The 24,201-nt window shown below is 64.8% G+C and carries 25 protein-coding genes; 14 read left to right on the forward strand and 11 right to left on the reverse strand.

The genetic code is table 11. The features are described 5' to 3' along the window. Nucleotides 1–49 precede the first annotated feature (49 nt). The 7 genes from FAZ98_RS08805 to FAZ98_RS08835 all read left to right on the forward strand — a co-directional run bounded on the left by FAZ98_RS08805 (nucleotide 50) and on the right by FAZ98_RS08835 (nucleotide 6,024). Nucleotides 50–1,573, forward strand: coding sequence for a fumarate hydratase (locus FAZ98_RS08805; protein ID WP_158950712.1), 1,524 nt, complete (start codon nucleotides 50–52; stop codon nucleotides 1,571–1,573). A gap of 208 nt (nucleotides 1,574–1,781) precedes the next feature. Continuing rightward, the gene (gene bfr, locus FAZ98_RS08810; RefSeq protein WP_158950714.1) at nucleotides 1,782–2,258 is read left to right on the forward strand and encodes a bacterioferritin; all 477 of its coding nucleotides are present in this window, start codon (nucleotides 1,782–1,784) and stop codon (nucleotides 2,256–2,258) included. A gap of 104 nt (nucleotides 2,259–2,362) precedes the next feature. Beyond that, complete coding sequence (murI, locus tag FAZ98_RS08815; protein ID WP_158950716.1) at nucleotides 2,363–3,253, forward strand: glutamate racemase; 891 nt, start codon at nucleotides 2,363–2,365, stop codon at nucleotides 3,251–3,253. Nucleotides 3,254–3,515: 262 nt separating this feature from the next. Beyond that, nucleotides 3,516–3,770 carry a (2Fe-2S)-binding protein gene (locus tag FAZ98_RS08820; RefSeq protein WP_158950718.1) on the forward strand — a complete coding sequence of 85 codons (255 nt, stop codon included), beginning with the start codon at nucleotides 3,516–3,518 and terminating at the stop codon, nucleotides 3,768–3,770. Between the two features lie 284 nt (nucleotides 3,771–4,054). Beyond that, nucleotides 4,055–4,789 (forward strand): energy transducer TonB, encoded by a 735-nt coding sequence (locus FAZ98_RS08825; RefSeq protein ID WP_158950720.1) that lies wholly within the window; start codon nucleotides 4,055–4,057, stop codon nucleotides 4,787–4,789. 47 nt (nucleotides 4,790–4,836) lie between these two features. Then, nucleotides 4,837–5,586 (forward strand): MotA/TolQ/ExbB proton channel family protein, encoded by a 750-nt coding sequence (locus FAZ98_RS08830; RefSeq protein ID WP_158950722.1) that lies wholly within the window; start codon nucleotides 4,837–4,839, stop codon nucleotides 5,584–5,586. Between the two features lie 18 nt (nucleotides 5,587–5,604). Then, nucleotides 5,605–6,024: an ExbD/TolR family protein gene (locus tag FAZ98_RS08835; protein ID WP_158950724.1), complete on the forward strand. Its 420-nt coding sequence runs from the start codon at nucleotides 5,605–5,607 to the stop codon at nucleotides 6,022–6,024. A 450-nt stretch (nucleotides 6,025–6,474) separates the two neighbouring features. Here FAZ98_RS08835 and FAZ98_RS08840 read toward each other — a convergent pair whose 3' ends face one another. Further along, complete coding sequence (locus tag FAZ98_RS08840) at nucleotides 6,475–7,539, reverse strand: LysR family transcriptional regulator (RefSeq protein WP_158950726.1); 1,065 nt, start codon at nucleotides 7,537–7,539, stop codon at nucleotides 6,475–6,477. Nucleotides 7,540–7,660: 121 nt separating this feature from the next. Here FAZ98_RS08840 and FAZ98_RS08845 point away from each other — a divergent pair, with 121 nt between their 5' ends. The 4 genes from FAZ98_RS08845 (at nucleotide 7,661) to hemP (ending at nucleotide 10,123) form a co-directional block, all read left to right on the forward strand. Further along, complete coding sequence (locus tag FAZ98_RS08845; protein ID WP_158950728.1) at nucleotides 7,661–8,539, forward strand: pirin family protein; 879 nt, start codon at nucleotides 7,661–7,663, stop codon at nucleotides 8,537–8,539. Nucleotides 8,540–8,684: 145 nt separating this feature from the next. Further along, entirely contained in the window at nucleotides 8,685–9,083 is a 399-nt protein-coding gene (locus tag FAZ98_RS08850; protein WP_158950730.1) for an OsmC family protein, read from the forward strand. Between the two features lie 38 nt (nucleotides 9,084–9,121). After that, a complete protein-coding gene (locus FAZ98_RS08855; protein ID WP_158950732.1) occupies nucleotides 9,122–9,607 on the forward strand; it encodes an SRPBCC family protein in 486 nt (161 codons plus the stop codon). 225 nt (nucleotides 9,608–9,832) lie between these two features. After that, the gene (hemP, locus tag FAZ98_RS08860) at nucleotides 9,833–10,123 is read left to right on the forward strand and encodes a hemin uptake protein HemP (RefSeq protein WP_158950734.1); all 291 of its coding nucleotides are present in this window, start codon (nucleotides 9,833–9,835) and stop codon (nucleotides 10,121–10,123) included. A gap of 270 nt (nucleotides 10,124–10,393) precedes the next feature. On the opposite strand, the gene FAZ98_RS08865 is transcribed toward hemP, so the two are convergent. The 6 genes from FAZ98_RS08865 to uvrB form a co-directional block, all read right to left on the reverse strand. Further along, nucleotides 10,394–10,813, reverse strand: coding sequence for a GlcG/HbpS family heme-binding protein (locus FAZ98_RS08865; protein ID WP_158950736.1), 420 nt, complete (start codon nucleotides 10,811–10,813; stop codon nucleotides 10,394–10,396). An 81-nt stretch (nucleotides 10,814–10,894) separates the two neighbouring features. Then, nucleotides 10,895–12,313 (reverse strand): 4Fe-4S binding protein, encoded by a 1,419-nt coding sequence (locus FAZ98_RS08870; protein WP_158950738.1) that lies wholly within the window; start codon nucleotides 12,311–12,313, stop codon nucleotides 10,895–10,897. 18 nt (nucleotides 12,314–12,331) lie between these two features. Further along, nucleotides 12,332–13,177, reverse strand: coding sequence for an FTR1 family iron permease (locus tag FAZ98_RS08875; RefSeq protein WP_158950740.1), 846 nt, complete (start codon nucleotides 13,175–13,177; stop codon nucleotides 12,332–12,334). 55 nt (nucleotides 13,178–13,232) lie between these two features. After that, nucleotides 13,233–13,583, reverse strand: coding sequence for a cupredoxin domain-containing protein (locus FAZ98_RS08880; protein ID WP_158950743.1), 351 nt, complete (start codon nucleotides 13,581–13,583; stop codon nucleotides 13,233–13,235). 147 nt (nucleotides 13,584–13,730) lie between these two features. Next, nucleotides 13,731–14,279: an iron transporter gene (locus FAZ98_RS08885; RefSeq protein ID WP_158950745.1), complete on the reverse strand. Its 549-nt coding sequence runs from the start codon at nucleotides 14,277–14,279 to the stop codon at nucleotides 13,731–13,733. 321 nt (nucleotides 14,280–14,600) lie between these two features. After that, on the reverse strand, nucleotides 14,601–16,682 hold the full coding sequence (gene uvrB / locus FAZ98_RS08890; RefSeq protein ID WP_158950747.1) for an excinuclease ABC subunit UvrB: 2,082 nt from the start codon (nucleotides 16,680–16,682) through the stop codon (nucleotides 14,601–14,603). 580 nt (nucleotides 16,683–17,262) lie between these two features. On the opposite strand from uvrB, the gene FAZ98_RS08895 reads away from it, so the two are divergent. Then, nucleotides 17,263–18,462: an amino acid aminotransferase gene (locus FAZ98_RS08895; protein WP_158950749.1), complete on the forward strand. Its 1,200-nt coding sequence runs from the start codon at nucleotides 17,263–17,265 to the stop codon at nucleotides 18,460–18,462. 148 nt (nucleotides 18,463–18,610) lie between these two features. On the opposite strand, the gene FAZ98_RS08900 is transcribed toward FAZ98_RS08895, so the two are convergent. Then, nucleotides 18,611–19,858, reverse strand: a complete 1,248-nt coding sequence (locus FAZ98_RS08900; RefSeq protein ID WP_158950751.1) for a patatin-like phospholipase family protein — start codon at nucleotides 19,856–19,858, stop codon at nucleotides 18,611–18,613. A gap of 51 nt (nucleotides 19,859–19,909) precedes the next feature. Next, nucleotides 19,910–20,713: a 3-hydroxybutyrate dehydrogenase gene (locus tag FAZ98_RS08905; protein ID WP_158950753.1), complete on the reverse strand. Its 804-nt coding sequence runs from the start codon at nucleotides 20,711–20,713 to the stop codon at nucleotides 19,910–19,912. A gap of 287 nt (nucleotides 20,714–21,000) precedes the next feature. Here FAZ98_RS08905 and FAZ98_RS08910 point away from each other — a divergent pair, with 287 nt between their 5' ends. Further along, nucleotides 21,001–21,972, forward strand: coding sequence for a potassium channel beta subunit family protein (locus FAZ98_RS08910; protein ID WP_158950755.1), 972 nt, complete (start codon nucleotides 21,001–21,003; stop codon nucleotides 21,970–21,972). A gap of 272 nt (nucleotides 21,973–22,244) precedes the next feature. Continuing rightward, nucleotides 22,245–23,090 carry a 23S rRNA (adenine(2030)-N(6))-methyltransferase RlmJ gene (locus FAZ98_RS08915; RefSeq protein WP_158950757.1) on the forward strand — a complete coding sequence of 282 codons (846 nt, stop codon included), beginning with the start codon at nucleotides 22,245–22,247 and terminating at the stop codon, nucleotides 23,088–23,090. 83 nt (nucleotides 23,091–23,173) lie between these two features. On the opposite strand, the gene FAZ98_RS08920 is transcribed toward FAZ98_RS08915, so the two are convergent. After that, entirely contained in the window at nucleotides 23,174–23,506 is a 333-nt protein-coding gene (locus FAZ98_RS08920; protein WP_158950759.1) for a hypothetical protein, read from the reverse strand. Between the two features lie 250 nt (nucleotides 23,507–23,756). Beyond that, nucleotides 23,757–23,903, reverse strand: coding sequence for a DUF3563 family protein (locus FAZ98_RS08925; protein ID WP_158951926.1), 147 nt, complete (start codon nucleotides 23,901–23,903; stop codon nucleotides 23,757–23,759). Between the last annotated feature and the right edge of the window lie 298 nt (nucleotides 23,904–24,201).

Below are 24,201 nucleotides of genomic sequence, written 5' to 3' on the forward strand. Positions count from 1 at the left end.
TGTTGCCGTACCCACAATTCGAAACACCCGTCCCCACGAAAAGCCCATCATGACTGTCATCAAGCAGGAAGACCTGATCCAGAGCGTCGCGGATTCGCTCCAGTACATCAGCTACTACCATCCGCAGGATTACATCGAAGCGCTCGGCCGCGCCTACGAGCTGGAGCAAAGCCCGGCCGCGAAGGACGCCATCGCGCAGATCCTCACCAACAGCCGCATGTGCGCCGAAGGCCGCCGTCCGATCTGCCAGGACACCGGCATCGTCACGATCTTCGTGAAGGTCGGCATGGACGTGCGTTGGGACGGCGCCACGATGGGCGTCACCGACATGATCAACGAAGGCGTGCGCCGCGGTTACCTGAACCCGGACAACGTGCTGCGCGCGTCGATCGTCTCGCCGCCCGAAGGCGGCCGCAAGAACACGAAGGACAACACGCCGGCCGTGATCCACTACGAGATCGTGCCGGGCGACAAGGTGGACGTGCAGGTCGCGGCCAAGGGCGGCGGCTCGGAAAACAAGTCGAAGTTCGTGATGCTCAACCCGTCCGACTCGATCGTCGACTGGGTGCTCAAGACCGTGCCGACGATGGGCGCGGGCTGGTGCCCGCCGGGCATGCTCGGTATCGGCATCGGCGGCACGGCTGAAAAGGCGATGCTGATGGCGAAGGAATCGCTGATGGAGTCCATCGACATTCAGGACATCATCAAGCGCGGCCCGCAGGACTGGATCGAAGAACTGCGCGTGGAACTGCACGAGAAGGTCAACGCGCTCGGCATTGGCGCGCAAGGTCTGGGCGGTCTCGCCACCGTGCTCGACGTGAAGATTCACGCGGCGCCCACGCACGCGGCTTCGAAGCCCGTCGCGATGATCCCGAACTGCGCCGCCACGCGCCACGCGCACTTCGTGCTCGACGGCTCGGGCCCGGCGAAGCTCGAAGCGCCCTCGCTCGACGCCTGGCCGAAGGTCAACTGGGAGCCGAACACGGAAACCAGCAAGCGCGTCGACCTGAACACGCTCACGCCGGAAGAAGTCGCCTCGTGGGCGCCGGGCCAGACGCTGCTGCTCTCGGGCAAGATGCTCACGGGCCGCGACGCCGCGCACAAGCGCATCGCCGACATGCTCGCGAAGGGCGAAAAGCTGCCGGTGGACTTCAAGAACCGCGTGATCTACTACGTCGGCCCGGTCGATCCGGTGCGCGACGAAGTGGTCGGCCCGGCCGGTCCCACCACGGCCACGCGCATGGACAAGTTCACGGACCTGATGCTCTCGCAAACCGGTCTGATCTCGATGGTCGGCAAGGCCGAGCGCGGCCCGGTCGCCATCGAAGCCATCAAGAAGCACAAGGCGGCTTACCTGATGGCCGTGGGCGGCGCGGCGTATCTGGTCTCGAAGGCGATTCGCGGCTCGAAGGTCGTCGCGTTCGAAGACCTCGGCATGGAAGCCATCTACGAATTCGACGTGCAGGACATGCCGGTGACGGTCGCCGTCGATTCGTCGGGTACCTCGGTGCACAAGACCGGCCCCGCCGAATGGCAAGCGAAGATCGGCAAAATCCCCGTTGCGACCGCTTGATGTGTATCATTCGGCTTCACGCTGAATTCTGAAAACCGGGGCATTGCCCCGGTTTTTCTTTTGGCGAACGCAAAACGTAACGAGATTAATTCTCAGCACACGCAAGTAATTGATTACAGCCGGAATTCGGTCTTGGCATTTGCGTAGTGAGCGTTTATTGTTCGACACCAGAGTTTGAAACCACGCCCCATTACAGGAAGGAAAAATCATGCAAGGCGATAAAAAAGTCATCGAGTATCTGAACGCGCAGCTCAAGAACGAGCTCACCGCGATCAACCAGTATTTTCTGCATGCGCGCATGTACAAGCACTGGGGACTCGAAAAACTCGGCAAGCATGAATACGACGAATCGATCGGCGAAATGCGCCACGCCGACTGGCTGATCGAACGCATTTTCATGCTCGACGGCCTGCCCAACCTGCAGGATCTGCACAAGCTGCTGATCGGCGAGGAAACGAAGGAAGTGCTCGAATGCGACCTGAAGCTCGAGTACATCTCGCAGGGCACCTGCAAGGAAGCCATCGCGTATTGCGAGTCGGTGCGCGATTTCGTTTCGCGTGAAATCTTCACCAAGATTCTCGACGACACCGAAGAGCATATCGACTGGCTCGAAACGCAGATCGACCTGATCGGCAAGGTCGGCATCCAGAACTACCAGCAAACCATGATGGGTTCGGTAGAATAAGCCGGCTTGCCACCGGCGGGCGCATCCGCCACGCGCGGGTGCGCGCGGTTCGACCCGGCGGCACTTCCCAACCTCTCGCGCACTTCCCCTTGAATCCTTCGGCCATGCTCAGCGTGAACGGCGCCGCGCCCGTCGGCATCTTCGATTCGGGCCTCGGCGGTTTGTCGGTGCTGCGCGCCGTGCGCGCGCTGCTGCCGGCCGAGCCGCTCGTCTATGTCGCCGACTCGCGCTACGCGCCCTACGGCCAGCGCGACGACGACTTCATCGCCGACCGCACGCTCGCGATCTGCGAATGGCTCGCGGGGCAAGGGGCCAAGGCGCTGGTCGTGGCCTGCAACACGGCCACGGCGCAATCGATCGCGCTGGTGCGCGACAAGCTCGCGTTGCCGCTGGTGGGCGTCGAGCCCGGCATCAAACCCGCGGCCATCGTGTCGAAGTCGCGCGTGGCCGGCGTGCTCGCCACCCAGGTCACGTTGCGCAGCGAACGCTTTCGCGCGCTGGTCGAGCGCCATGCGGGCGATCTGCGCGTGCTGCTGCAACCGGGCCACGGTCTCGTGGAAGCCGTGGAGCGCTGCGACGTGTCGTCGCCGGAACTGGTCGCGCTGCTGCGCGGCTACGTCCAACCCATGCTCGACGTGGGCGCCGACACGCTCGTGCTCGGCTGCACGCATTACCCCTTTCTCGACGCCGCGATCCGCTCGATCGTCGGCGAACGCATGACGCTCGTGGACACCAGCGTCGCCATTGCGCGCCAGCTCGAGCGCCTGCTCGACCAGCACGGCATGCGCGCAACCCTGGCGGAAAAAGCCGCGCTCGCCGGCCGCGCGGCCGCAACCCCTGCCGCCCCTGTGCGCTTTTGCTCCACCAGCGACGGCACGCACCTGCGCCAGCTCGCCGCCGCGCTGCTCGAGATTGACGCCCCGGTCGAATGTGTGGCGATTCCGTCACGCCGCACGCGCGAACTCGACGCAAGTCTGAACATCGGCGCGGCCTGAACGACCACCCCGCGCCCGCCCCGCGCCCGCCCCGCGCGCGATCCCGCCCTTTCTGCATTCACCGCGCATCATCCGCTACAAGGGCGCCCAGCCGCCCTCCCGGCGCTTCCGACCCCGCCAGCCGACCCCGCGCTCTTGCTGACCTGCAGCAAAATCCCTGCTAAGCATCCGGTTTTGTTACAAAAATCGCGTCTCACCGCTTGCCAAACCCAGCAAACATAATGATAATAATTCGCATTAACTGTCTCTATTGCGGTCCATCATGATTGTCTGCGTTTGCAAGTCGGTCTCCGACCGGACGATTCGTGCCTCCATCGCGGAAGGCATGGATACCTTCGACGAGCTGCAGTTCGAACTCGGCGTCGCGACCTGCTGCGGCAAGTGCGAGGCGTCGGTTCGCGACGTGATGGCCCAGAGCGGTGTCTGCGAAAGCCAGTGCGGTGTGACGCATGTCGTGCGTTCCACCGTCGTGCCGCAAGTCGTACCGCTCACGTTTTACGAGCGCAAGGCTGCCTGAAGCCGTGGCGCGCATCCCGCAACTGGCGATGCGCGCCTGTTCCGTCCGGCTGCCCTTCTGGGCGTCAAGGAACTCGATCCGCCGCCAACAGCAAGCCCGTCCTGCGCGTGTCGCGACCAGCCAGCTATTACCGCTCGTCACTCTCTCTGGAGATCGGGATGGAATTGCTGATTGGTTTTGTCACCACGTTGTGCATTTCGCTGTTGATCTTTCGCCCATAAAGCTGCCCGACACGACGCGCTGGCCTGCCCGCGCACCGTCGTCCGCACGGCAGCCACGCTAATATGCAGGCCTCTCAAACCACCGCTGTTCCGCTGCCGCTTCCCGCCGTTCGAGTGAATCGCCGCATCGTCACCGCGAGCGCGATCGTCGTTGCGCTGCACGCGGCGCTCATCGCCGTCGTGCTGTACAACCGTCAACCGGTCACGCCGGTCGCGCTTCAATCGCAGACGATCACGGCCGAGCTGCTCAAACCCGATCCCGTCGCCGCGCCGGTCGCGCTTCAGTCCACGCCCACGCCGCCTCCGCCCAAGCCCGTTCCGCACGTGACGCGCGAAAAGCCGAAGGTCCAGCCGAAGCCGAAGCCCACGCCGACCCCGCTGCCCGTGGCCGAAGCGCCCTCGCAGCACGTGATCGACACGCCCGCGCCCGCCGCGCCTACGCCGCCGGCCCCAACGCCGCCCGCGCCCGCGCAGGCCGCCGCGCCCACGCAGGGCAAACCGACGATGGCGATCGCCGCGCCCAAGAACGTGTCACATCTCGACTGCAATATCGTGCAGCCCGAGTACCCGGCGCTCTCGCGGCGCCGCGGCGAGACCGGCACGGCAATGGTCCACTTCGTGGTCGGCCTGACGGGCAAGATCGAGAACGTCCAGCTCACGAAGAGCAGCGGCTACAGCCGCCTCGACGACGCGGCCGTGCAAGCGCTGCACGACAGCTCGTGCAAGCCCTATCTCGAAGACGGCCAGCCCGTGCGCGCCGCCTACACGCAACCTTTCGCCTTCAGCCTGAACGACTGAGCGCTGAAGTCACACGCTTTTGATGAATCGAATTTAAAGGATCGAGCATGCAGAACTACGGTATCGCCCACGTTTGGGCGCAAGGGGATTTCGTGACACGCGGCATCGCGCTCGCGCTGTTGATCATGTCGGTGCTGTCATGGTGCGTGATCATCGTGAAGGCGTGGAACGTGGCGCGCCTGAAGCGCCTCACGAAAAACGCCGAACAGCAGTTCTGGCATTCGGACGATCTCGCCGACGGCGTGAAGAAACTCGGCAGCGGCACGCGCGAAGACAACCCGTTCCTCGCGCTCGCACTCTCGGGTCAGGAAGCCGCCGACCATCATCACCAGACGCAGCCGCATCTGCATGACCGCATGGACGTGTCGGACTGGGTCACGCGCTGCCTGAAAGACACGATGGACGACTCGGTCGCGCGCATGCAAAGCGGCCTCGCGGTGCTCGCCTCGATCGGCAGCACGGCGCCGTTCGTCGGCCTGTTCGGCACGGTGTGGGGCATCTATCACGCGCTGCTCTCGATCGGCGCGACGGGTCAGACGTCGATCGACGCCGTGGCCGGTCCGGTCGGCGAAGCGCTCATCATGACGGCGTTCGGTCTGTTCGTGGCGATTCCCGCAGTGCTCGGCTACAACGCCCTCACCCGCGCGAACAAGGCGATCGTCACGAAGCTCAACCGCTTCGCGCACGGCCTGCATGCGTTCTTCGTGACGGGCGCGCGCCTGTCGTCGACGGGACGCGGTCATCACGCGAAGGACAACGGCGCCGGCAATCTGCGTGTCGCCGCGCGTTCGAACTAAGCGGCGGAGGCAAGCAACATGGCGATGAGCCCCTTTGCCAGCGACGACGACGATGGCCTGATGAACGAGATCAACATGACGCCGCTCGTCGACGTCATGCTGGTGCTGCTGATCGTGTTCATGGTGACGATTCCCGTGATCCGTCACGCTGTGAAGATCGACCTGCCGCACGCGAGCAGCCAGAAGGAAGACAGCAAGCCCGCGCAGGTCAATCTGTCGATCGAGGCGGACGGCACGGTGCTGTGGGACGGCACCCAGGTCAGCGACGACGAACTGCAGAAGAAGATCGCGGCGGCCGCGCAAACCACGCCGCAGCCGGAACTGCATCTGAACGCCGACCGCAAGGTGCAATACGAGAAGGTCGCGCAGGTGATGTCCGCAGCGCAGAGCGGCGGACTCACGAAGATCGGCTTCGTAACCGATCCGGCGCATCACTGAGCGGCGTCACGTAACGGTTAAGCGCCGTTAAACGCGAATCGAAGCGAATTCGCACGCGGAAATGTAAAAGGCCTTCATCGTCGGATGAAGGCCTTTTTTCTTGCGCACGCGGCGCATTCGGGCGGTGGCGGCGTGCTTCCGACTATCGTTCGGTCCACTCCGCCACATGCGACTGCCGTGATCGACACGGACTGCGCTTGCGGCCCTGAAGGCTCGCTATGATAGCGGCCGTCGAATCCCGCTCAAGAACCGGTGCTTGGCGGGAGGAACTTCAATATATGCCTCTGGCGGAGCGCGTACAAGCCTTCGCCCATTGAAAGTAACGATTGCCGGCCGCGCTTAAATGCCTAAACGCAAATGGCCGCGCAGCATGACCGGACGCGGCGCGCGCTTCTGCAAACATCGTGCGCGCGGCGCGTGACGCCTGGTTCGCCGGGTTCGCGCCGAGGCTCAGGCCGTCTCGATCCTGCTCTGCGTTCTGGGCCGCACCGCAGCGGGCTCGGCGCTTTCGCCGGCCGTGCCGCCGCCCTTCTCGTTCGTCGCTACGCCGTTGCGCGCCATCAGCGCGGCCACTTCGCTTCTCAGCGGACATTCCTGATGCAGGCTCTTGTCGGCGTCGAGCACTTCCACGAGGTAGTCGACGAACGCACGCACCGCCGGCACCATGCCCTGGCGCGAGAGGAACACGGCGTAGAGCTGCGGCACCGGCAACGTCCAGCCCGGCATGACCGGCGAAAGCTTGCCCGAGCGCAGCGCGGCGCCGTACATCATCTCCGGCATCGCGGCGATACCGAGTCCTTGCAGCGCGGCCTCGCGGATCGTGGTGAGGTCGGCGGTGATGAGACGCGGCTCGTGCTCGTGCGCGTGGCGCGTGCCGTCCGGCGCGATCAGCTGGAACACGTGGCGGCCGTCGCTCGTGGGCGTGTCGAGCGTTTCGAAGCGCGTGAGGTCGTCGGGCGTGAGCGGCGGCGCGTTCTGCGCGAGCAGGCTCGGCGCGCCCACCAGCATCTGCTCGGTGCGCCACAGCGGCCGCACGACGATATTGGCGTTCTGCGGCGGCTCCGAGCGCACGCGCAGCGCAATGTCGACGGAATCTTCGAACAGGTCGATCACGCGATTGGTCACGCGCATCACCACGCGCACTTCCGGGTAGCGATGCATGAATTCCGGAATGATCTGCGAAAAGATCGTTTGCGACAGCGTGACGGGCACGCTCACGCGCACCGTGCCGCGCGGCGAGGAGCGCAGCGACTGCACGACGTTCACGGCCGCCTGCGCCTCGGTGAGCATGGCGCGGCAATGCTGATAGAACAGTTCGCCCGCCTCGGTGAGCGCGAGCTTGCGCGTGGAGCGCTGCAACAGCCGCACGCCGAGCGACGCCTCGAGTTCGCTCACCCGGCGCGACAGACGCGACTTCGAGATGCCGAGCACACGTTCCGCGGCCGAGAAGCCGCCGTGCTCGATCACCTGCGAGAAGTACATCAGATCGTTGAGGTTATGCGAATCGATCTTCATGTCGTCGTTCCACCGATAGGACAATCCATTGCGAAGGGGCCGTCAAACAGGCCGATTTAGCTCCCTATAATAGCGTTTTGTTTCACAGATAACGCAATTCCCACAATTCGAGGTGATATCCATGACGACTCGCACGATCGAACGCGTGTACCCCGCGGTTCGCACGACCGAAGGCGGCGGATTCATCGTTCATCGGCCGTTTCCGACCCGCCAGCTGATGGACTTCGATCCGTTCCTGCTGCTCGACGAGATGGGCCCGATCGACTACGCGCCCGGCGAGGCGGTCGGCGCGCCCGATCATCCGCATCGCGGCTTCGAAACCGTCACGTACATGCTCGACGGCTGCTTCGGCCACAAGGATTCGGCGGGCCATTCGGGCACGCTGCGCGCAGGCGACGTGCAATGGATGACGGCCGGCGCGGGCGTGATCCACAGCGAAATGCCCGACCCCGAATTCGCGCGCCAGGGCGGCCGCATCCACGGGCTGCAACTCTGGGTGAACCTGCCCGCGCGCGACAAGATGATGGCGCCGCGCTATCAGGAATTGCCCACGGCGCAGATTCCCGTGGGGCGCTCGCAGGACGGCAAGGCGAGCGTGAAAGTGATCGCGGGCGAGGCGCTCGGCGTGCGCGCGGCGATCGAAACGCGCACGCCCATTCTCTATCAGCACTTCACGCTGCAACCGGGCGCGCGCGTCGAGCAACCGGTGCCGGGCGAGTATCGCGTGTTCGCGTACGCGCTCGCGGGTTCGGGCCTGTACGGCCCCGACGCCACGCCCGTGGCAGCCCAGCAGATGGTGACCTTCGCGAGCGACGGCGACACCGTCACGTTCGCCGCGCCCGAGGACGCGAGCGCGCCGCTGGAAATCCTGCTGATCGGCGGCGTGCCGCTCAACGAGCCGGTCGTGCGCTATGGCCCGTTCGTGATGAACACGGAACAGGAAATCCGCCAGGCCGTGCTCGACTACCAGACCGGCCGCATGGGCCAGATCTCGCACTAGGCCGGCGCGTTTCCAATCACGCCTGCGCACTGACCACTACCGACAGAGCCGGTCGCTTTCGGTCACAATAAGCACTCCGGGGCGCGCCCGAAACCGGCTCGCGCGCGCCCGTCCCCTTTTCAACCGTACCGTCCGCGAGGCGCGCATGGCCGAACCCGCAGTCACCGCCCACATTGGCTCGACGAACTATCAGGTCCAGTTCGACGACGGCACCCACACCTGGATCGCCGACGAACCCGCCGCGCTCGGCGGCGGCGACCGCGGTCCGTCGCCCTTCTCGCTGCTGCTCTCGAGCCTCGGCGCCTGCACCTCCATCACGCTGAAGATGTACGCGCAGCGCAAGGAGTGGCCGCTCGAAGGCGTGCGCGTGAAACTCACGCTGCAAACCGGCAACGAAGGCACGACGATCGACCGCCAGATCGCGCTCGAAGGCACGCTCACCGAAGCGCAGCGCGAACGCCTGCTGCAAATCGCCAATGCCTGCCCGGTGCACAAGGTGCTCACGAACACGATCACCATCCGCTCGGGTCTCGTCGTCGCTTGAGCGCCGGCGGACGGACATCGACACAAAAAGGCGCCGCCTTGAATTTCGAACACCTCATCCAGATCAACGACCCGCTGAACCCGCTCGTCGAATCCATGACGCGCGAGCAACTCTGGGAAGGCCTCGTGCTGCGTGCCGAGCAGCCGCAGCTGTTCGTGATCGGCCTCGACAGCTGCACGATCCTCGAACGCACGGAACACACGCTCGAGCGCGAACTGCATTACGGCCACGCCACGGTGCGCGACCGCGTGACGCTCACGCCCAACGAGAGCGTGCGCTACGACATCATGGCCACGGCCGACTACGTGGGCGGTTCGCTCACCATGTCGATCGAGCAACCCGATCCGTTGCAGCTGTTCCTGCGCTTCGAATACGCGACCACCCTGCCCACGGCCGATACCGAGGACGACCGCACGACCTCGGAGATCGTGAAGTCGGCGTATCGCGAGTCGGATATCGACACCGTGCGCCTGATCCGCCAGTTCGTGCAGGGCGACGGCCAGACCCCGAACGCGCTGCACTGAAGGCGCGCGCCCGCGTGAGGGCGCGCGGCGCACGTCGAGTTCGACGCAATGGAGTTCGCGGCGGCAGGCGGGGCGCGCGAATCACGGCGACCGCCCCGCCCGCGCCAATCTCGCACACAGCCTCAGACTATCGCTGACAGAATCCGATCGATTAATCGTAGTTGAAAATGGGAACGATTATCATTTAGAATCATTCCATCGAATCGAGATGACGACGTCACGTTCATGACCGACCTAAACCGCACATCGACTCTCAGCCTGCGCCGCAGCGGCGCCGCGCTCACCAGCGCGCGAGCCAAACCCGTCGCGCCGGCGCAAGCGCGCAAGAGCGCCGACCCGGCAGCGGCCGAGGGCGCACAAAGCGGCACGAAAGGCGGCGCGGCGAATGCGCCGGGCGAACGCTCGCTGGAGAGCACGGCCCTGCTGCAAGGCCGCAGCCACGTGAGCATTCTGCACAACGGCGAGACGTATCAGCTGCGGGCCACCCGGCTCGGCAAGCTGATCCTGACGAAATAGGTTTCAACCGGGTATTGTGGGGACCGCCTCCACCGAGAGGCGTTGGGCATTAGCCAGCAACGACAGCTTGCACGCGAGATCTAGACCCCTTCGTGCAGACATCCTTCAAGCCAGCCGTCGAAGCAAGCCACGCCACTTTTTTGTTCTCACGCCATGATCGGGGCGACGCGCGAAGCGTGTCGCCCGAAGCAAAACGCCGCGGCATCGACCGCGGCGTTTTGTTTTTCGCCGATCACGAAGGGCGACCGCACCGCGCCAGCCAACACCGCGTTATGCGGCGCCTGGCTCGATCCCGAGCGCCGCGATACCCGCGCGCGCCACGGCCGCGTCCTGATCCGACTTCACGCCCGAGACGCCCACGGCGCCGATCACGTCGCCGTTCACGATGACCGGCACGCCGCCTTCGAGCATGCCCGTGAACGGCGCGCTCAGAAACGCCGTGCGGCCCTGCCTGATGACTTCCTCGTAGACCTTGCTTTCGCGCCGGCCCATGGCCGCGGTGCGCGCCTTCGCGAGCGCCATCTCGGCCGAAGCCGCGCCCGCGCCGTCGAGGCGGCGCAGGAACAGCGCGTGGCCGCCTTCATCGACGATCGCGATGGTCACGGGCCACGCGTTCGCGCGCGCGTGCGCGATGGCCGCGGCGGCCATGCTCTCGATGTCTTCGTCGGTCAATACGGCACGGGTTCGCATGCGGGCTTATCGATGAAAACTACAGGGTGAAACTACGCGATAAAAACGATGGGGATGAAGCGGGCCGGCAAGCGCGTGCGCTCAGCGCACCCAGCCCCAGAACATGAGCCACCACGCGCTATCGACCACGGCGAGCGCGAGCGCGAAGCCCACGAGCGCGAGACCGCGCTGCCAGAAACGCGTGCTGTAGCGGCCCGTCACGCGCCACGCGAGCCAGGCGCTCCATGCATTCGTGACGACGAGAATCGCGATCCGCACGCTCGCGGCCCAGTCGAGCGGCACGTGTTCGGCGCGCAGCAGCGAGAGCGTGGTGGCCGACAGACCGAGGAACACGCCCGCGCCCGCGAGCGGGATCAGCGACTGCGCGAAGTGATGCACGCGGCGCATCTCGAAGCGGCCGAGCACGAGCGTGGAGGCCGCGAGAATCGCGAGCAGCGCCGTGCCGTACACGAGGCCGGTTGCGACGATGTAGCCGACGATCATGCTGCCGTCGAGCCACGAGAACACGTCGTTCTGCGCGGGGTAATGCGTAAGCAGGAACCACGGCGCGTTGGTGTCGAGCGGCCAGGTGATGTCGCGGTCGATGAGCCAGCCCGCGAGCCATTGCTTGATCTCGATGAACCACGGCGAGCCGGTCCAGTGGAACGCGCCGATGGCGATCCCGAGCAAGCCGTAGAGCACGAGCGCGGTGTCCCAGGCGCTGGCCTGATGGTCGCCCAGTTCGACCACTTCTTCCGAAGGCGAGCGCCACGCGAGCGCGATGGCGTCGCGGTGACCGCTGCAGCGGCCGCACATATGGCACTGCGCCGCGCCCTTCATGTTGCGCAGAGGCACGAGCGGCGCGCAGTTCACGGGAATCACGCGATGCCCGCCGTGCTCGCCGTGCGTGTACGAGTTGCGCCACGCGTCTTCGTCGACCTTGAAACGGAACGGGGCGAGACGCGCCAGAAGCGCGAAAACCCCGTTCACGGGGCACAGATATTTGCACCAGACGCGCTTCTCGCGCCCGTACAGAAAGCCGATCACCATGGCGCCGGCCGTGGAGCCGCCGAGCACCAGCAGCACCGCCTTCGGGTACTGGTAGACGCTCACCATCTGACCGTAGATGGTGGTGAGGCCGAACGCCACGAACGGCCAGCCGCCCCAGCGCATCCAGCGCGGAATCGCCCAGCCGCGCCCGAACTTGCTCGCGAATTCGGTGAGCGCGCCTTCGGGGCACAACACGCCGCACCACACGCGCCCGAGCATCACCATGGAAAGCAGCACGAACGGCCACCAGATGCCCCAGAACACGAACTGCGCCGCGAGCGTGAGGTTGTTCCACAGATGCGCGGTGTCGTCGGGCAGCGGCATCACGGCCGGCACCAGAATCAGGAACGCATAGACAGCGACGACGACCCACTGCACGGCGCGAATGATCGCGCCGTGACGTTGCATCCATTGGCCTGCCTGGGCCAGTTTGCCCCGCCGCTGCAGCGGTTGGGCCGACGCACCACTCATGCTCTCTTCCTTTCTTCCTTATGCGGTCTTGCGCCCGGGGACCGTGGCCGCCCGGCCGGTGGCGCGACGCACGAGGAACCACACCACGAGCCAGTACACGGCATACGCGATGAGATTCATGAGCGCCGGATGCGCACGATAACCCGTAAGCGTAGCAACCAGCGAGCCGAACGTGCTGGAGTCGTCGAGAATCATCGACGAATTCCATACCTGGTCGACGATCGTCGGCAGAATTTCTTTATCGATCAGCTTGTCGACGCCGGTCTGGAACAGGCCCGCGCCGAGGAACAGCAGCATGATCTCGGTCACGCGGAAAAAGTGCCGCCACGAGAACACCTTGCCGCCCAGCTGCAGCACGTAGAACGTGAGGAACGCGAGCGCGAGACCGACCAGCACGGCCACGTACTGGCTCGCGCCCACATGCCCCGACTGGCCGAACCCGAGGCCGTAGAGAAAGATCACGGTTTCGCTGCCTTCGCGCGCGATCGCCAGCGCAACCAGCACGAGCACGCCCCACCAGTTCGAATCGCGCGAACTCGCCTCGAGCGACTCTTCCATCTCGCGCTTGAGCGTGCGGCCGTGGCGCTTCATCCACAGCACCATCTGCACGATCAGCACGCACGCGACCAGCACCATGCCGGTCTGGAAGTAATCCTGCGCGTCGCCCGAAAGCACCTCGGTGAAGCCGACCAGCGCGGCGCCCAGCGCCACCGCCGAGAGAATGCCGAGCGCCACGCCGCCCCACAGGTACGGCAGGCCGCGCCGCGCGTCAGCGTCGCCGTTCTTCAGCCACGCATAAAGAATCCCGACGACGAGCAGCGCCTCGACGCTCTCCCGCCATACGATGAACATCACCTGACCCATTCAACACCTCCCGCTGCCGGCGCTTCCCGCCGGCCGCCATCCACCTGCCGCAACATCACTTGGCGACGATCGTGCCCTGCGCCTGCTGATGAAAATCGTCGAAGAACTTGTACTCGCCCGGATCGAGCGGCGCGATCACCACGAACGACTCGGCGCCCGGCGCCAGCACCTTTTCCTTGCGCAACTGGACGCTTTCGAACTCCACCGCGCCCTTGCCCGAGTTGCGCACCTCGATCTTGATGCGCTTGCCCGCGGGCACTTCGATGCGCGCGGGATTGAGCTTGCCGTCGGCCATGTCCAGCTTGAACGTCGGCAGATCTTCGGCGCGCGCCGCCGTCGACACGCCGAGCGACGCCGCCAGCGACACAGCCAGCGCGAGCGCCGCAAACTTCCGGTTTCCAGTCATCGGTCTTACCTGCTTGATTCCGCGTTGATCGGCATTTGCCTGCGTTTGTCTGCATTGATCGGTTTCAGGCGGACAGCGGCGCCGCGCGCTTCGACCTCGCACGCCACGCCGCCGCCGCGAACCGCCTGGTCGCCGCTTAGCAGCCGCTTAGTAGCCGCCCTTCTTGCCGATGCCCGCGAACGGGAAATCGTATTCGAGCGTGATGGGCTTGAACCACGGGCCCACGCCCGTTTCCTTGTCGACGTGACGGCCGAACGCCATGTGGCCCGTCTGCATCGGTGCTTCGACGATCAGCTTCAGGTGGTACTTGCCCGGACCGTCGAGCTTGACGTTGTCGCCATAGTGCGGACCGTCGTTCGCGACCATCGCCATCAGGTCGCCCTTGTGCGACCACGACGAACCCGGCTTCGTGAGTTCGTAGTGCACCTGCAGATACGGCATCCAGTCGCCTTCCGCGAAACCGGTCGGGTTGTTCTTGACCGCGTGGATGTCCGATTCCAGGTGGATGTCGGAATCCGACGCCTTGCGCATCATGCCTTCGGGCTCCATCGTGATCGGCTGCAGATACACCGCGCCGATTTCCATGCCGCCCTGAATTTGCTGTTTGCCGATCGGGTATTCCGCCGCATTGGCTGCGAAAGCCGCCGTGGCGGCCGCGATCACGGCGGTACCGCGCAAGAGAGAGTGGATCCGCATCGAAACTCCTGATTTTTATATATGAAGGTGATGTCCAACTGCGTCGTTCGCAATGAACGCAATAACGTTAATGCGAACAATTCTCAATAATGACAAAGTTTAACACCGATGCGGAACCGCGACAAAATTGAGACAGCGGAAAACCCTATCGCGACAGGGTTTTAGGCGAGTCTGACAGCGTCGGATTAACGCCAGCTTACGTCCCGCAACGAATCGGCTTCCACGGGGCCTGATCCACGAAAGCCGATCGAAAAAAAGCGCGCCGCGCAGGCCCTTGCGGACCGCGCGGCGCGCCCTCTTCCGGTCGCGAATGGATCGTGCTTAGGCCGGATGATCGCCCACGTTGGCCCCGAACACGCGCTGGCGCAACACCGCCAGCTGGTCGCGCGCCTGCGCGGCCTTCTCGAATTCGAGATTCTTCGCGTAGTCCATCATCTGCTTCTCGATCTTCTTGATTTCCTTTGCGATCTGCTTCTCGGACATGTCCTCGAACTTCGCGCGCTCCTGCTCCTCGCGCAGTTCGGCGCGCGCCTCGTCCACGTTGTAAACGCCGTCGATGATGTCCTTGATGCGCTTGACCACGCCGCGCGGCACGATGCCGTTTTCTTCGTTGAAGGCCATCTGCTTGGCGCGGCGGCGTTCGGTTTCGTCGATGGCGCGGCGCATCGAGTCGGTAATGCGGTCGCCGTAGAGGATCGCCTTGCCGTTCACGTTACGCGCGGCCCGTCCGATGGTCTGGATCAGCGAGCGCTCGGCGCGCAGGAAGCCCTCCTTGTCGGAGTCGAGAATCGCCACGAGCGAAACTTCGGGAATATCCAGGCCCTCGCGCAGCAGGTTGATGCCGACCAGCACGTCGAACGTGCCCAGCCGCAGGTCGCGGATGATTTCCACGCGCTCGACCGTGTCGATGTCGCTGTGCAGATAGCGCACCTTCACGCCGTGGTCGGCGAGGAATTCCGTGAGCTGCTCGGCCATGCGCTTGGTGAGCGTGGTGACGAGCACGCGCTCGCCCACTTCCACACGCGCGTTGATCTCGGACAGCACGTCGTCGACCTGGGTGGACGCGGGCCGCACCTCGATCACCGGGTCGACAAGCCCCGTGGGCCGCACCACCTGTTCCGCGATCTGGCCCGTAACCCTTTTCTCGTAGTCGGCGGGCGTGGCCGAGACGAACACGACCTGGCGCATCTTGCGCTCGAACTCGTTGAACTTGAGCGGCCGGTTGTCGAGCGCCGAAGGCAGGCGGAAGCCGTAATCGACGAGATTCTCCTTGCGCGCGCGGTCGCCGTTATACATGCCGTTGAGCTGGCCGATCAGCACGTGCGATTCGTCGAGGAACATCACGGCGTCGCCGGGCAGGTAATCGACGAGCGTGGGCGGCGGCTCGCCCGGCAGCGCGCCGGAGAAGTGCCGCGAATAGTTCTCGATGCCCTTGCAGAAGCCCAGCTCCTGGAGCATTTCCAGGTCGAAACGGGTGCGCTGCTCGAGGCGCTGCGCTTCCACCAGCTTGCCGTCGCCATGGAAGAATTCGAGCCGCTCGCGCAACTCGCTCTTGATCGTCTCGATCGCGCGCATCACGGTCTCGCGCGGCGTCACGTAGTGCGACGACGGATACACCGTAAAGCGCGGAATCTTCTGGCGCACGCGGCCCGTGAGCGGATCGAACAGTTGCAGCGTTTCCACTTCGTCGTCGAAGAGTTCCACGCGCACGGCCATTTCGGCGTGTTCGGCCGGGAAAATGTCGATGGTGTCGCCGCGCACGCGGAACGTGCCGCGCTGGAAGTCCTGCTCGTTGCGGCTGTACTGCATGGCGATCAGGCGCGCGATGACGTCGCGCTGGCCGAGCTTGTCGCCCTGGCGCAGCGTGAGAATCATCTGGTGATACTCGGACGGATTGCCAATACCGTAGATCGCCGAAACGGTCGCGACGATCACCACGTCGCGCCGCTCCATCAGGCTCTTGGTGGCCGAAAGCCGCATCTGCTCGATGTGCTCGTTGATCGACGAATCCTTCTCGATGAAGAGATCGCGTTGCGGCACGTAGGCTTCCGGCTGGTAATAGTCGTAGTACGAGACGAAGTACTCGACGGCGTTGCGCGGAAAGAACTCGCGGAATTCGGCGTACAGCTGCGCGGCGAGCGTCTTGTTCGGCGCGAACACGATGGCCGGGCGGCCAAGCCGCGCAATGGTGTTGGCCATCGTGTAGGTCTTGCCCGAGCCCGTCACGCCCAGCAGGGTCTGGAACGAGAGACCGTCCTCCACGCCTTCCACGAGCGTCTCGATCGCCGTCGGCTGGTCGCCGGCCGGCAGGTACGGCTGATAAAGCTGGAACGGCGAGCCTTCGTAAGTGACGAATTTGGACTCGTCGAGCGCGGGCGCGTCGGCGACGGTAGAGTCGGACATGGGTGACATCCTGTGCGCGGAGCAAACAACTATTCTAGCGTTTCGCCAGCGGCCGGGCCTGGGGCGGCATCGGCCATGAAGGTAGCGAACGGCGGTGGCGGCGCGCCCGCCCGATGGCGGGCGGCGCGGCATGACAGAGACCGTAGATGGGTGCGCCGGCCGCGACTGCAAGAGCGCGACGCCCGTTTCGCATCGCTGCGGGAAGCGCGATCGATAGCGGTGCCTGAAGTGCAACCTGAGCGCGACCTGAGCGTGACCTGACCGTGACATGAGCGCTGTCCGAACCGCGCGATCTGGCGCGAGAATCGCGAAAAAGCGCCGCCATCGCCCGGGAAATTGGCCCCGATGGCATTGCGGTCATTCGGGCGCACAGGCCCAATCCAGTGGGATTCACGCGGAATCGGCGCCGAATTCGCCGAAAAACCCGCTTGAGGATTCGTTACAATAGCGAGTTGCGTGGCCGGCCGCCCGGCGCCGCGTCGAACGCATCCGACCGGCGCGCATCGAAGCAGCAGCATCGCTCGCACGACCCGTAGCGCGCGGACCACCGAGCTTCCTCCTTCACTTTTGCCGAACCATCATGTCCCTCTTTTCCGCAGTCGAACTCGCCCCTCGCGACCCGATCCTGGGTCTGAACGAAGCCTATAACGCCGACGCACGCGCGACCAAGGTGAACCTCGGCGTGGGCGTGTACACCAACGAGGAAGGCAAGATCCCGCTGCTGCGCGCGGTGCGCGAAGCGGAAAAGGCCCGCGTCGAAGCCGGTCTGCCGCGCGGCTATCTGCCGATCGAAGGCCTCGCCGCCTATGACGCCGCCGTGCAGTCGCTGCTGCTCGGCAGCGACTCGCCGCTGATCGCCGCGGGCCGCGTCGTCACGGCGCAGGCGCTGGGCGGCACGGGCGCGCTGAAGATCGGCGCCGACTTCCTCAAGCGCCTGAACCCGAACGCCAAGGTCGCGATCAGCGACCCGAGCTGGGAAAACCACCGCGCGCTGTTCGAAAGCGCCGGCTTCGAAGTCATCGCCTACCCGTACTACGACGCCGCGACCAACGGCGTGAACTTCGAGGCTATGCTCACGGCGCTCAACGGCTACGCCGCGGGCACGGTCATCGTGCTGCACGCGTGCTGCCACAACCCGACCGGCGTCGATCTGAGCATCGACCAGTGGAAGCAGGTGGTCGAAGTCGTGAAGGCGCGCGGTCTCGTGCCCTTCCTCGACATCGCCTACCAGGGCTTCGGCGACGGTATCGCGGAAGACGGCGAAGTCGTGCGCCTGTTTGCCGCTTCGGAACTCAACGTGTTCGTCTCGTCGTCGTTCTCGAAGTCGTTCTCGCTGTACGGCGAGCGCGTGGGCGCCCTCTCGATCATCACGTCGAGCAAGGAAGAATCGTCGCGCGTGCTCTCGCAGCTCAAGCGCGTGATCCGCACGAACTACTCGAACCCGCCCACGCACGGCGGCTCGGTGGTCGCGGCGGTGCTCGGCTCGGCCGACCTGCGCGCAATGTGGGAAGCCGAACTCGGCGAAATGCGCAACCGTATCCGCGCCATGCGCACGGGCCTCGTCGAGCGTCTTTCGGCCGCTGGCGTGGACCGCGACTTCAACTTCATCAACGTGCAACGCGGCATGTTCTCGTACTCGGGCCTGACGGCGCCGCAAGTCGACCGCCTGCGCGAAGAGTTCGGCATCTACGCCGTGGGCACGGGCCGCATCTGCGTGGCCGCGCTCAACACGCGCAACCTCGACGTGGTGGCCAGCGCCGTCGCGCAAGTGCTGAAGTAAGCGTCGCCCCGCGTTCGTGCGCCGTCTCGCGGCGGCGCACGAACTGCGCGCATTGAACTGCGATCGCACGTAAAAACGGCGCCCGTTCTCGATGAACGGGCGCCGTTTGCTTTGCGGCGCGCGATTGATAAGCCGATGGAAAGACCGGCTAGCGCACCACGCGATCGCGATGAATGTCGTGCGTGACGAAGCCCGCGTCGTTGTCGGGCTTGTCGAGCCAGCCGGGCTGCGACAGCGAGGCGCGAATGTCCTGCAAACCGCTTTCCCAGTGCTCGCGCATGGTCGAAATGCCGAACTGGTAATCCTTGAAGTGCCCCTCGTACTCCTTGTGCCGGTAGATGAGGTGGATCACGTTGAACTGCTTCGAGCACGAGAGTTCGTCGGCGAGCGCGACCCAGGGATCTTCGCGATGATCGGGCGCAACGCGCTCCAGCACCTCGCGCAGCACGTGCCGGAAACGCTGCGAACGCTGCAGCATGTCCGTGACCATACGCGTGCGGCTCGAATACTGGATGTCCTTCATGCGGCCCTGGACGTCGGTGATGTTGTCGGGCACCGGCCCGCGCGCGCTCCACAGGTCGACCTGAAACGCGAGCGTGTCGCGGCGCGGCGTGGTCTGGATCACCTCATAAAGCGGCGTGTTCGACATCAGGCCGCCGTCCCAGTACCACTCGCCGTCGATCTCGACCGCCGCGAAACCGGGCGGCAACGCCCCCGAGGCGATGAAATGCTCGGGCCGCAGCACCGTGGTGCGATTGTCGAAGTAGACGAAGTTGCCGCTGCCCACGTTGACCGCGCCCACCGAGACGCGCGTTTCGCCCGAATTGATGCGGTCGAAGTCGCACAGCCGTTCGAGCGTGGCCTTGAGCGGCTTCGTGTCGTAATAGCTCGCCTTCTCCGGATGCCCCGATGCGTTCGGCAACGGCGGCGGAAAGCGCGGCACGAAAAAGCCCTTCTGCCCTTCGACCAGCGCGCCCGCCGCCTGCATGGCCGTGAAGGTCTTGCGCACCGCGTCGCCGGAATTGAACAGCGCGTGCTCGACGAACGGCGGCAGCGGCGGCGTGTACGCGGGCTGGCAGATCGTCTCCCAGAACTCGCGCAACCGCGCCACGCGATGCTCGGGCGCGTTGCCCGCGATGATCGCCGTATTCAGCGCGCCGATGGAAATGCCCGCGATCCAGTTGGGCGCCACGCCGGCCTCGAACAGCCCTTCGTAGACACCCGCCTGATAGGCGCCGAGCGCGCCGCCGCCCTGCAAGGTGAGCGCGACGGTTTCCCACTGCTTCGACTCGGCGCTACAGCGCGAGACATGCGGGCGCGGCGCCGCGCTGGTGTGCGTGGCGGCTTCCTCGCCCACCGCGCTCGACTGGACCTGCCCTTTCTTGCGTTGCGCCATGGCCGCGCCTCCGGGTGAGATCAATGCGTGGATCGTTGCCTGAACGGCGCGTTATTGCATGAACCAGCCGTGGCTCACGACGAACGACTGGCCCGTGAAGGCGGCCGTGGGGAACGCCGAGAGGAACAGCACCGTTTGCGCGACGTCCTCGACGGTCGTGAAGATGCCGTCCACCGTGCCGCCGAGCATCACGCGCTTGACCACTTCCTCCTCGGAGATGCCGAGTTCCTTGGCCTGCTCGGGAATCTGCTTTTCGACCAGCGGCGTGCGCACGAAGCCGGGACACACGACGTGCGAGCGCACATTGTGCTTGCCGCCTTCCTTCGCGAGCACGCGCGCCAGACCGAGCAGCGCGTGCTTGGCCGCGACGTACGCCGACTTCAGCGGCGAAGCCTCGTGCGAATGCACCGAGCCCATATAGATCACGACACCGCCGCGATCGTCCTTGTACATGTGCTTGAGCGACGCCTTGGTCGTGAGGAAGGCGCCGTCCACGTGAATGGCCTGCATCTTCTTCCAGTCGGAAAACGCGTAGTTCTCGATCGGGTTCACGATCTGGATGCCGGCGTTCGACACGAGGATGTCGATCGAGCCGAACTCCGCGGCCACGCGGTCGATGCCCTGATTCACGGCGTCTTCGTTCGTGACGTCCATGGCCACGCCGATCGCCTTGCCGCCCGCGCCCTTGATCTCTTCGGCGACGGCGTCGGCGCCGCTCTGGTTCAGGTCGGCAATGGCGACGGCCGCGCCCGCCTGGGCGAGCGTGAGCGCGATCTGCTTGCCGATGCCGCTTGCGGCGCCGGTGACGACCGCGACCTTGCCATCGAGTTTCGTGTTGAGGGAGAGAGACGACATCGGGCACCTCCAGGTAAGTGGACTGCAGCGAAGTTCAGGGGACCAGCATGGGATCTGGGCGCGCGGCGGTCAATCCTGACGAATGGCTTATGCCATCCGGCCGAATGTTGCGCCGCGGCCAACGGCGCTATTGTGCATGAAGCGGCTTGCACGAAGCATCCAGACGGGCAATCTCCTGTCGCGCAATCAAAGCTTTTGCCGCGACGCACGAGCGGCGCGCGCCCAGCGCCGCCGGCGCGAACGTGCTAGCTTGGCGAACTCTCTCCCGCAACCAACTTGAGGCGTTCATGAACTATCGTCGTTTGGGCCGCTCGGGCCTGCAGGTTAGCGAATTGTCCATCGGCTCCTGGGTCACCTACGGCAATCAGGTCGACGCCCGGCTCGCGCGCGAATCGCTCGCGGCGGCGCGCGACGCGGGCGTCAACTTCTTCGACAACGCCGAAGTCTACGCGGCCGGCCAGTCGGAAGATCTCATGGGCCAGGCGCTCAAGGAACTCGCGTGGCCGCGCGTTTCCTACGTGGTCTCGACCAAGTTCTTCTGGGGCTTGAACGAGGCGCCCAACCAGTACCACACGCTGAACCGCAAGTACCTCATGAACGCCATCGACGGCTCGCTCAAGCGGCTGCAGCTCGATTACGTCGATCTCGCGTTCTGTCATCGTCCCGACCCGAACACGCCCATCGAAGAAACCGTCTGGGCGATGAGCGACATGATCACGCGCGGCAAGGCGCTCTACTGGGGCACCTCGGAATGGAGCGCGGAAGAGATTCGCGCCGCGTGGGAGATTGCGGAACGTCATCATCTGCACAAGCCGGTCATGGAGCAGCCGCAGTACAACCTGTTCCACCGCAAGCGCGTGGAAGACGAATACCGCCGTCTGTACGAAGACATCGGTCTCGGTCTCACCACGTGGAGCCCGCTCGCCTCGGGGCTGCTCACGGGCAAGTATCGCGGCGGCGTGCCGTCGGGCAGCCGCGCGGAACTGCAAGGTTACGACTGGCTGCGCAAGAACGTCACGGACTCGGCCAAGAACGAGATCGTCGGCAAGCTCGGCGACTTCGCGCAGGAACTCGGCTGCTCGGTCGGCCAGCTCGCGCTCGCGTGGATTCTCAAGAATCCGAACGTGAGCACGGTCATCACGGGCGCGTCGCGCATCGAGCAGATCGGCGAAAACATGAAGGCGATCGAGGTGGCGGAAAAGATCACGCCGGACGTGAAGGCGAAGATCGAAGCGATCGTCGGCGACGCCTACAACTGAGGCGGCCGGAAGGTCGCGTGAGCGCCATGCGGTGCGTAGCCGTTTCGTGACGGCCGCGCACCCGTTTCGCGACATCAAGCGCAAGAATGGCGGCGGGCCACGGTCATTCCTTCTGGCAAGGAACTCGCGGGCGTACCGGTGGCGTACAATACGCGACCCCGCCGGACATGCCGTTTCACGCGCCGCATCGTCCAGGGCTTGCGGCGGCAGCGGTCAAAGCCGCGCCGCCGCCGATATTCCCCGATCTTTACGGACCTCGCGTCCCGCCCATCATGCTGAGCTACCGTCACGCCTTCCACGCCGGCAATCACGCCGATGTCCTCAAACACGCCGTCGTCGTGCAGTTGCTGCAATACCTCGGCAAAAAGGACAAGGCGTACTGGTACATCGACACGCACGCCGGAGCGGGCGCCTACGCGCTGCGCGAAGGTTACGCCACGAAGAACGCCGAGTTCGACACGGGCATCGGCAAGCTCTGGGGCCGCGACGATCTGCCCGCGGCGCTCGCCGATTACGTCAACGAAGTCGCCGCGCTCAACACCGACGGCGAGTTGCGCTTCTATCCGGGCTCGCCGTATCTCGCGTGGCGCCTCATGCGCGAGCAGGACCGTATGCGTCTGTTCGAACTGCACAGCACCGAAATCGACGTGCTGCGCCACCGCTTCCACGACGCCGGCCGCCGCGTGATGATCTACGAAGGCGACGGCTTCGACGGTATCAAGGCGCTGTTGCCGCCGCCGCCGCGCCGCGCGCTCGTGCTGATCGACCCGTCGTTCGAAGACAAGCGCGACTATGCGCGCACGCTCGCCTGCCTCGAGGAAAGCCTCGCGCGTTTCGCGACCGGCACCTATGCCGTGTGGTATCCGCAGGTCACGCGTCTGGAGTCGCAGCGCTTCCCGGATCAACTCAAGCGGCTTCAGGACAAGAATTGGCTGCACCTCACGCTGTCGGTGAACAAGCCGCGCGAAGACGGCTTCGGCCTGTTCGGCAGCGGCATGTTCATCCTGAACCCGCCGTACACGCTCGAAGCGTCGATGAAAGAGGCACTGCCGTGGCTCGTGAAAACGCTCGGCCAGGATGCCGGCGCGCAATTCAAGATCGAATCGCGCGGAGATTGAGCGCGAGGCCTGCGGGGTCTAACCGCCGCCGCGCCTTGCATTGAGACACGCCGCCCGCGAGGCGGCGTTTTCACATCCGCGCGTCATGGCGATTCGTTCGTCGCCGGAACATGCGGCTTCGTCGCATGATGACGATGCGGCGGCCGCGGATGGTTGCCGCCGTTGCCGCCACTGCCGCCGTTGCCCTGGCGATTGCCCGAGGCGTCCACGTACGGCGCGACGACATACGGCTCCGCGGGCGGCGCCACGCCGCCGAGTTGCTGCATCGGTACCATCTGCTGGCTGCCGAGCGGCGCGTTTTGCAGCACGACGCCCGGTTGGCCGTCGCTGATGCCGCGTTGCGAGTCGAGAATCAGCGGCGCCCCGGCCGCCAGCACGTGCGCACTCGCCATGACCAGCGCGGCGGCGCACGTCATGCCACGCCATGCGCGGCGCGAGCTTCGGGAAATACGGTCTGTCACCATCAAAAGCCCCCGGAGTAAAGCGACTTCCCTGCTATGACGGCTTGTCGCAAAAAAGACTTTACCTTACCGCGGTGGGAAGGCTCAGACTCATCTTCATCGAAAGCGGGAACCGGCAAAAGACGTGCGCGAGGCGTGGAATGAGGGCCCGAAAATGACAAAGCCCCGCAAGGCGGGGCTTTTCACGCGATCGATCTAAAACGGCTTACAGCGTGTAGCCGTTCGATTCGATCGTGCGGATGCGCTGCTCGAGTTGCACGATGTCAGCGGACGACGCGAGATACGCTTCGCGACGGCGACGTTCGGCGGTTTCAAACCAGGTGCTCAGTTTTTCAAGAAAGTAGGCAAACATGATGATGTGCTCCAAGGACTTGTGATCCCCGGTGGATTTGCATCAGGGATTACCCTCGTAAGGGATAACCCGCATTATAGCGGTTGCACCAAAGTTTGCCAGTGAATTGCACGAATGGCGTGCATTCCATTCTGGAATAGCGAAGCCATAAAGATTGGCAACATCATGTTTTATCGGCGGATTTTTGACGATTTTTATGCGGCGCGCGCGATGTCGCCCAAGCTTGGCACCATAGTGGTGCAATCTACGGAACTGGCTGCGTCGATTTGCCAGGTACGGGTTGCACCTTTTGACGCGC

This window comes from Paraburkholderia acidisoli, assembly GCF_009789675.1.
In the GTDB taxonomy this organism is placed as follows: Bacteria; Pseudomonadota; Gammaproteobacteria; order Burkholderiales; family Burkholderiaceae; genus Paraburkholderia; species Paraburkholderia acidisoli.

Excerpts from the sequence above, each read along its gene's own strand:
- FAZ98_RS08830 (WP_158950722.1), top strand. The coding sequence starts at position 4,837 with ATGCAGAACTACGGTATCGCCCACGTTTGGGCGCAAGGGGATTTCGTG.
- FAZ98_RS08850 (WP_158950730.1), top strand. The coding sequence starts at position 8,685 with ATGGCCGAACCCGCAGTCACCGCCCACATTGGCTCGACGAACTATCAG.
- hemP (WP_158950734.1), top strand. The coding sequence starts at position 9,833 with ATGACCGACCTAAACCGCACATCGACTCTCAGCCTGCGCCGCAGCGGC.
- FAZ98_RS08840 (WP_158950726.1), bottom strand. The coding sequence starts at position 7,539 with ATGAAGATCGATTCGCATAACCTCAACGATCTGATGTACTTCTCGCAG.
- FAZ98_RS08910 (WP_158950755.1), top strand. The coding sequence starts at position 21,001 with ATGAACTATCGTCGTTTGGGCCGCTCGGGCCTGCAGGTTAGCGAATTG.
- FAZ98_RS08920 (WP_158950759.1), bottom strand. The coding sequence starts at position 23,506 with ATGACGTGCGCCGCCGCGCTGGTCATGGCGAGTGCGCACGTGCTGGCG.
- murI (WP_158950716.1), top strand. The coding sequence starts at position 2,363 with ATGCTCAGCGTGAACGGCGCCGCGCCCGTCGGCATCTTCGATTCGGGC.
- FAZ98_RS08925 (WP_158951926.1), bottom strand. The coding sequence starts at position 23,903 with ATGTTTGCCTACTTTCTTGAAAAACTGAGCACCTGGTTTGAAACCGCC.
- FAZ98_RS08900 (WP_158950751.1), bottom strand. The coding sequence starts at position 19,858 with ATGGCGCAACGCAAGAAAGGGCAGGTCCAGTCGAGCGCGGTGGGCGAG.
- FAZ98_RS08870 (WP_158950738.1), bottom strand. The coding sequence starts at position 12,313 with ATGAGTGGTGCGTCGGCCCAACCGCTGCAGCGGCGGGGCAAACTGGCC.
- FAZ98_RS08825 (WP_158950720.1), top strand. The coding sequence starts at position 4,055 with ATGCAGGCCTCTCAAACCACCGCTGTTCCGCTGCCGCTTCCCGCCGTT.
- FAZ98_RS08805 (WP_158950712.1), top strand. The coding sequence starts at position 50 with ATGACTGTCATCAAGCAGGAAGACCTGATCCAGAGCGTCGCGGATTCG.
- FAZ98_RS08880 (WP_158950743.1), bottom strand. The coding sequence starts at position 13,583 with ATGACTGGAAACCGGAAGTTTGCGGCGCTCGCGCTGGCTGTGTCGCTG.
- FAZ98_RS08905 (WP_158950753.1), bottom strand. The coding sequence starts at position 20,713 with ATGTCGTCTCTCTCCCTCAACACGAAACTCGATGGCAAGGTCGCGGTC.
- FAZ98_RS08835 (WP_158950724.1), top strand. The coding sequence starts at position 5,605 with ATGGCGATGAGCCCCTTTGCCAGCGACGACGACGATGGCCTGATGAAC.
- bfr (WP_158950714.1), top strand. The coding sequence starts at position 1,782 with ATGCAAGGCGATAAAAAAGTCATCGAGTATCTGAACGCGCAGCTCAAG.
- uvrB (WP_158950747.1), bottom strand. The coding sequence starts at position 16,682 with ATGTCCGACTCTACCGTCGCCGACGCGCCCGCGCTCGACGAGTCCAAA.
- FAZ98_RS08845 (WP_158950728.1), top strand. The coding sequence starts at position 7,661 with ATGACGACTCGCACGATCGAACGCGTGTACCCCGCGGTTCGCACGACC.
- FAZ98_RS08885 (WP_158950745.1), bottom strand. The coding sequence starts at position 14,279 with ATGCGGATCCACTCTCTCTTGCGCGGTACCGCCGTGATCGCGGCCGCC.
- FAZ98_RS08820 (WP_158950718.1), top strand. The coding sequence starts at position 3,516 with ATGATTGTCTGCGTTTGCAAGTCGGTCTCCGACCGGACGATTCGTGCC.
- FAZ98_RS08865 (WP_158950736.1), bottom strand. The coding sequence starts at position 10,813 with ATGCGAACCCGTGCCGTATTGACCGACGAAGACATCGAGAGCATGGCC.
- FAZ98_RS08895 (WP_158950749.1), top strand. The coding sequence starts at position 17,263 with ATGTCCCTCTTTTCCGCAGTCGAACTCGCCCCTCGCGACCCGATCCTG.
- FAZ98_RS08915 (WP_158950757.1), top strand. The coding sequence starts at position 22,245 with ATGCTGAGCTACCGTCACGCCTTCCACGCCGGCAATCACGCCGATGTC.
- FAZ98_RS08875 (WP_158950740.1), bottom strand. The coding sequence starts at position 13,177 with ATGGGTCAGGTGATGTTCATCGTATGGCGGGAGAGCGTCGAGGCGCTG.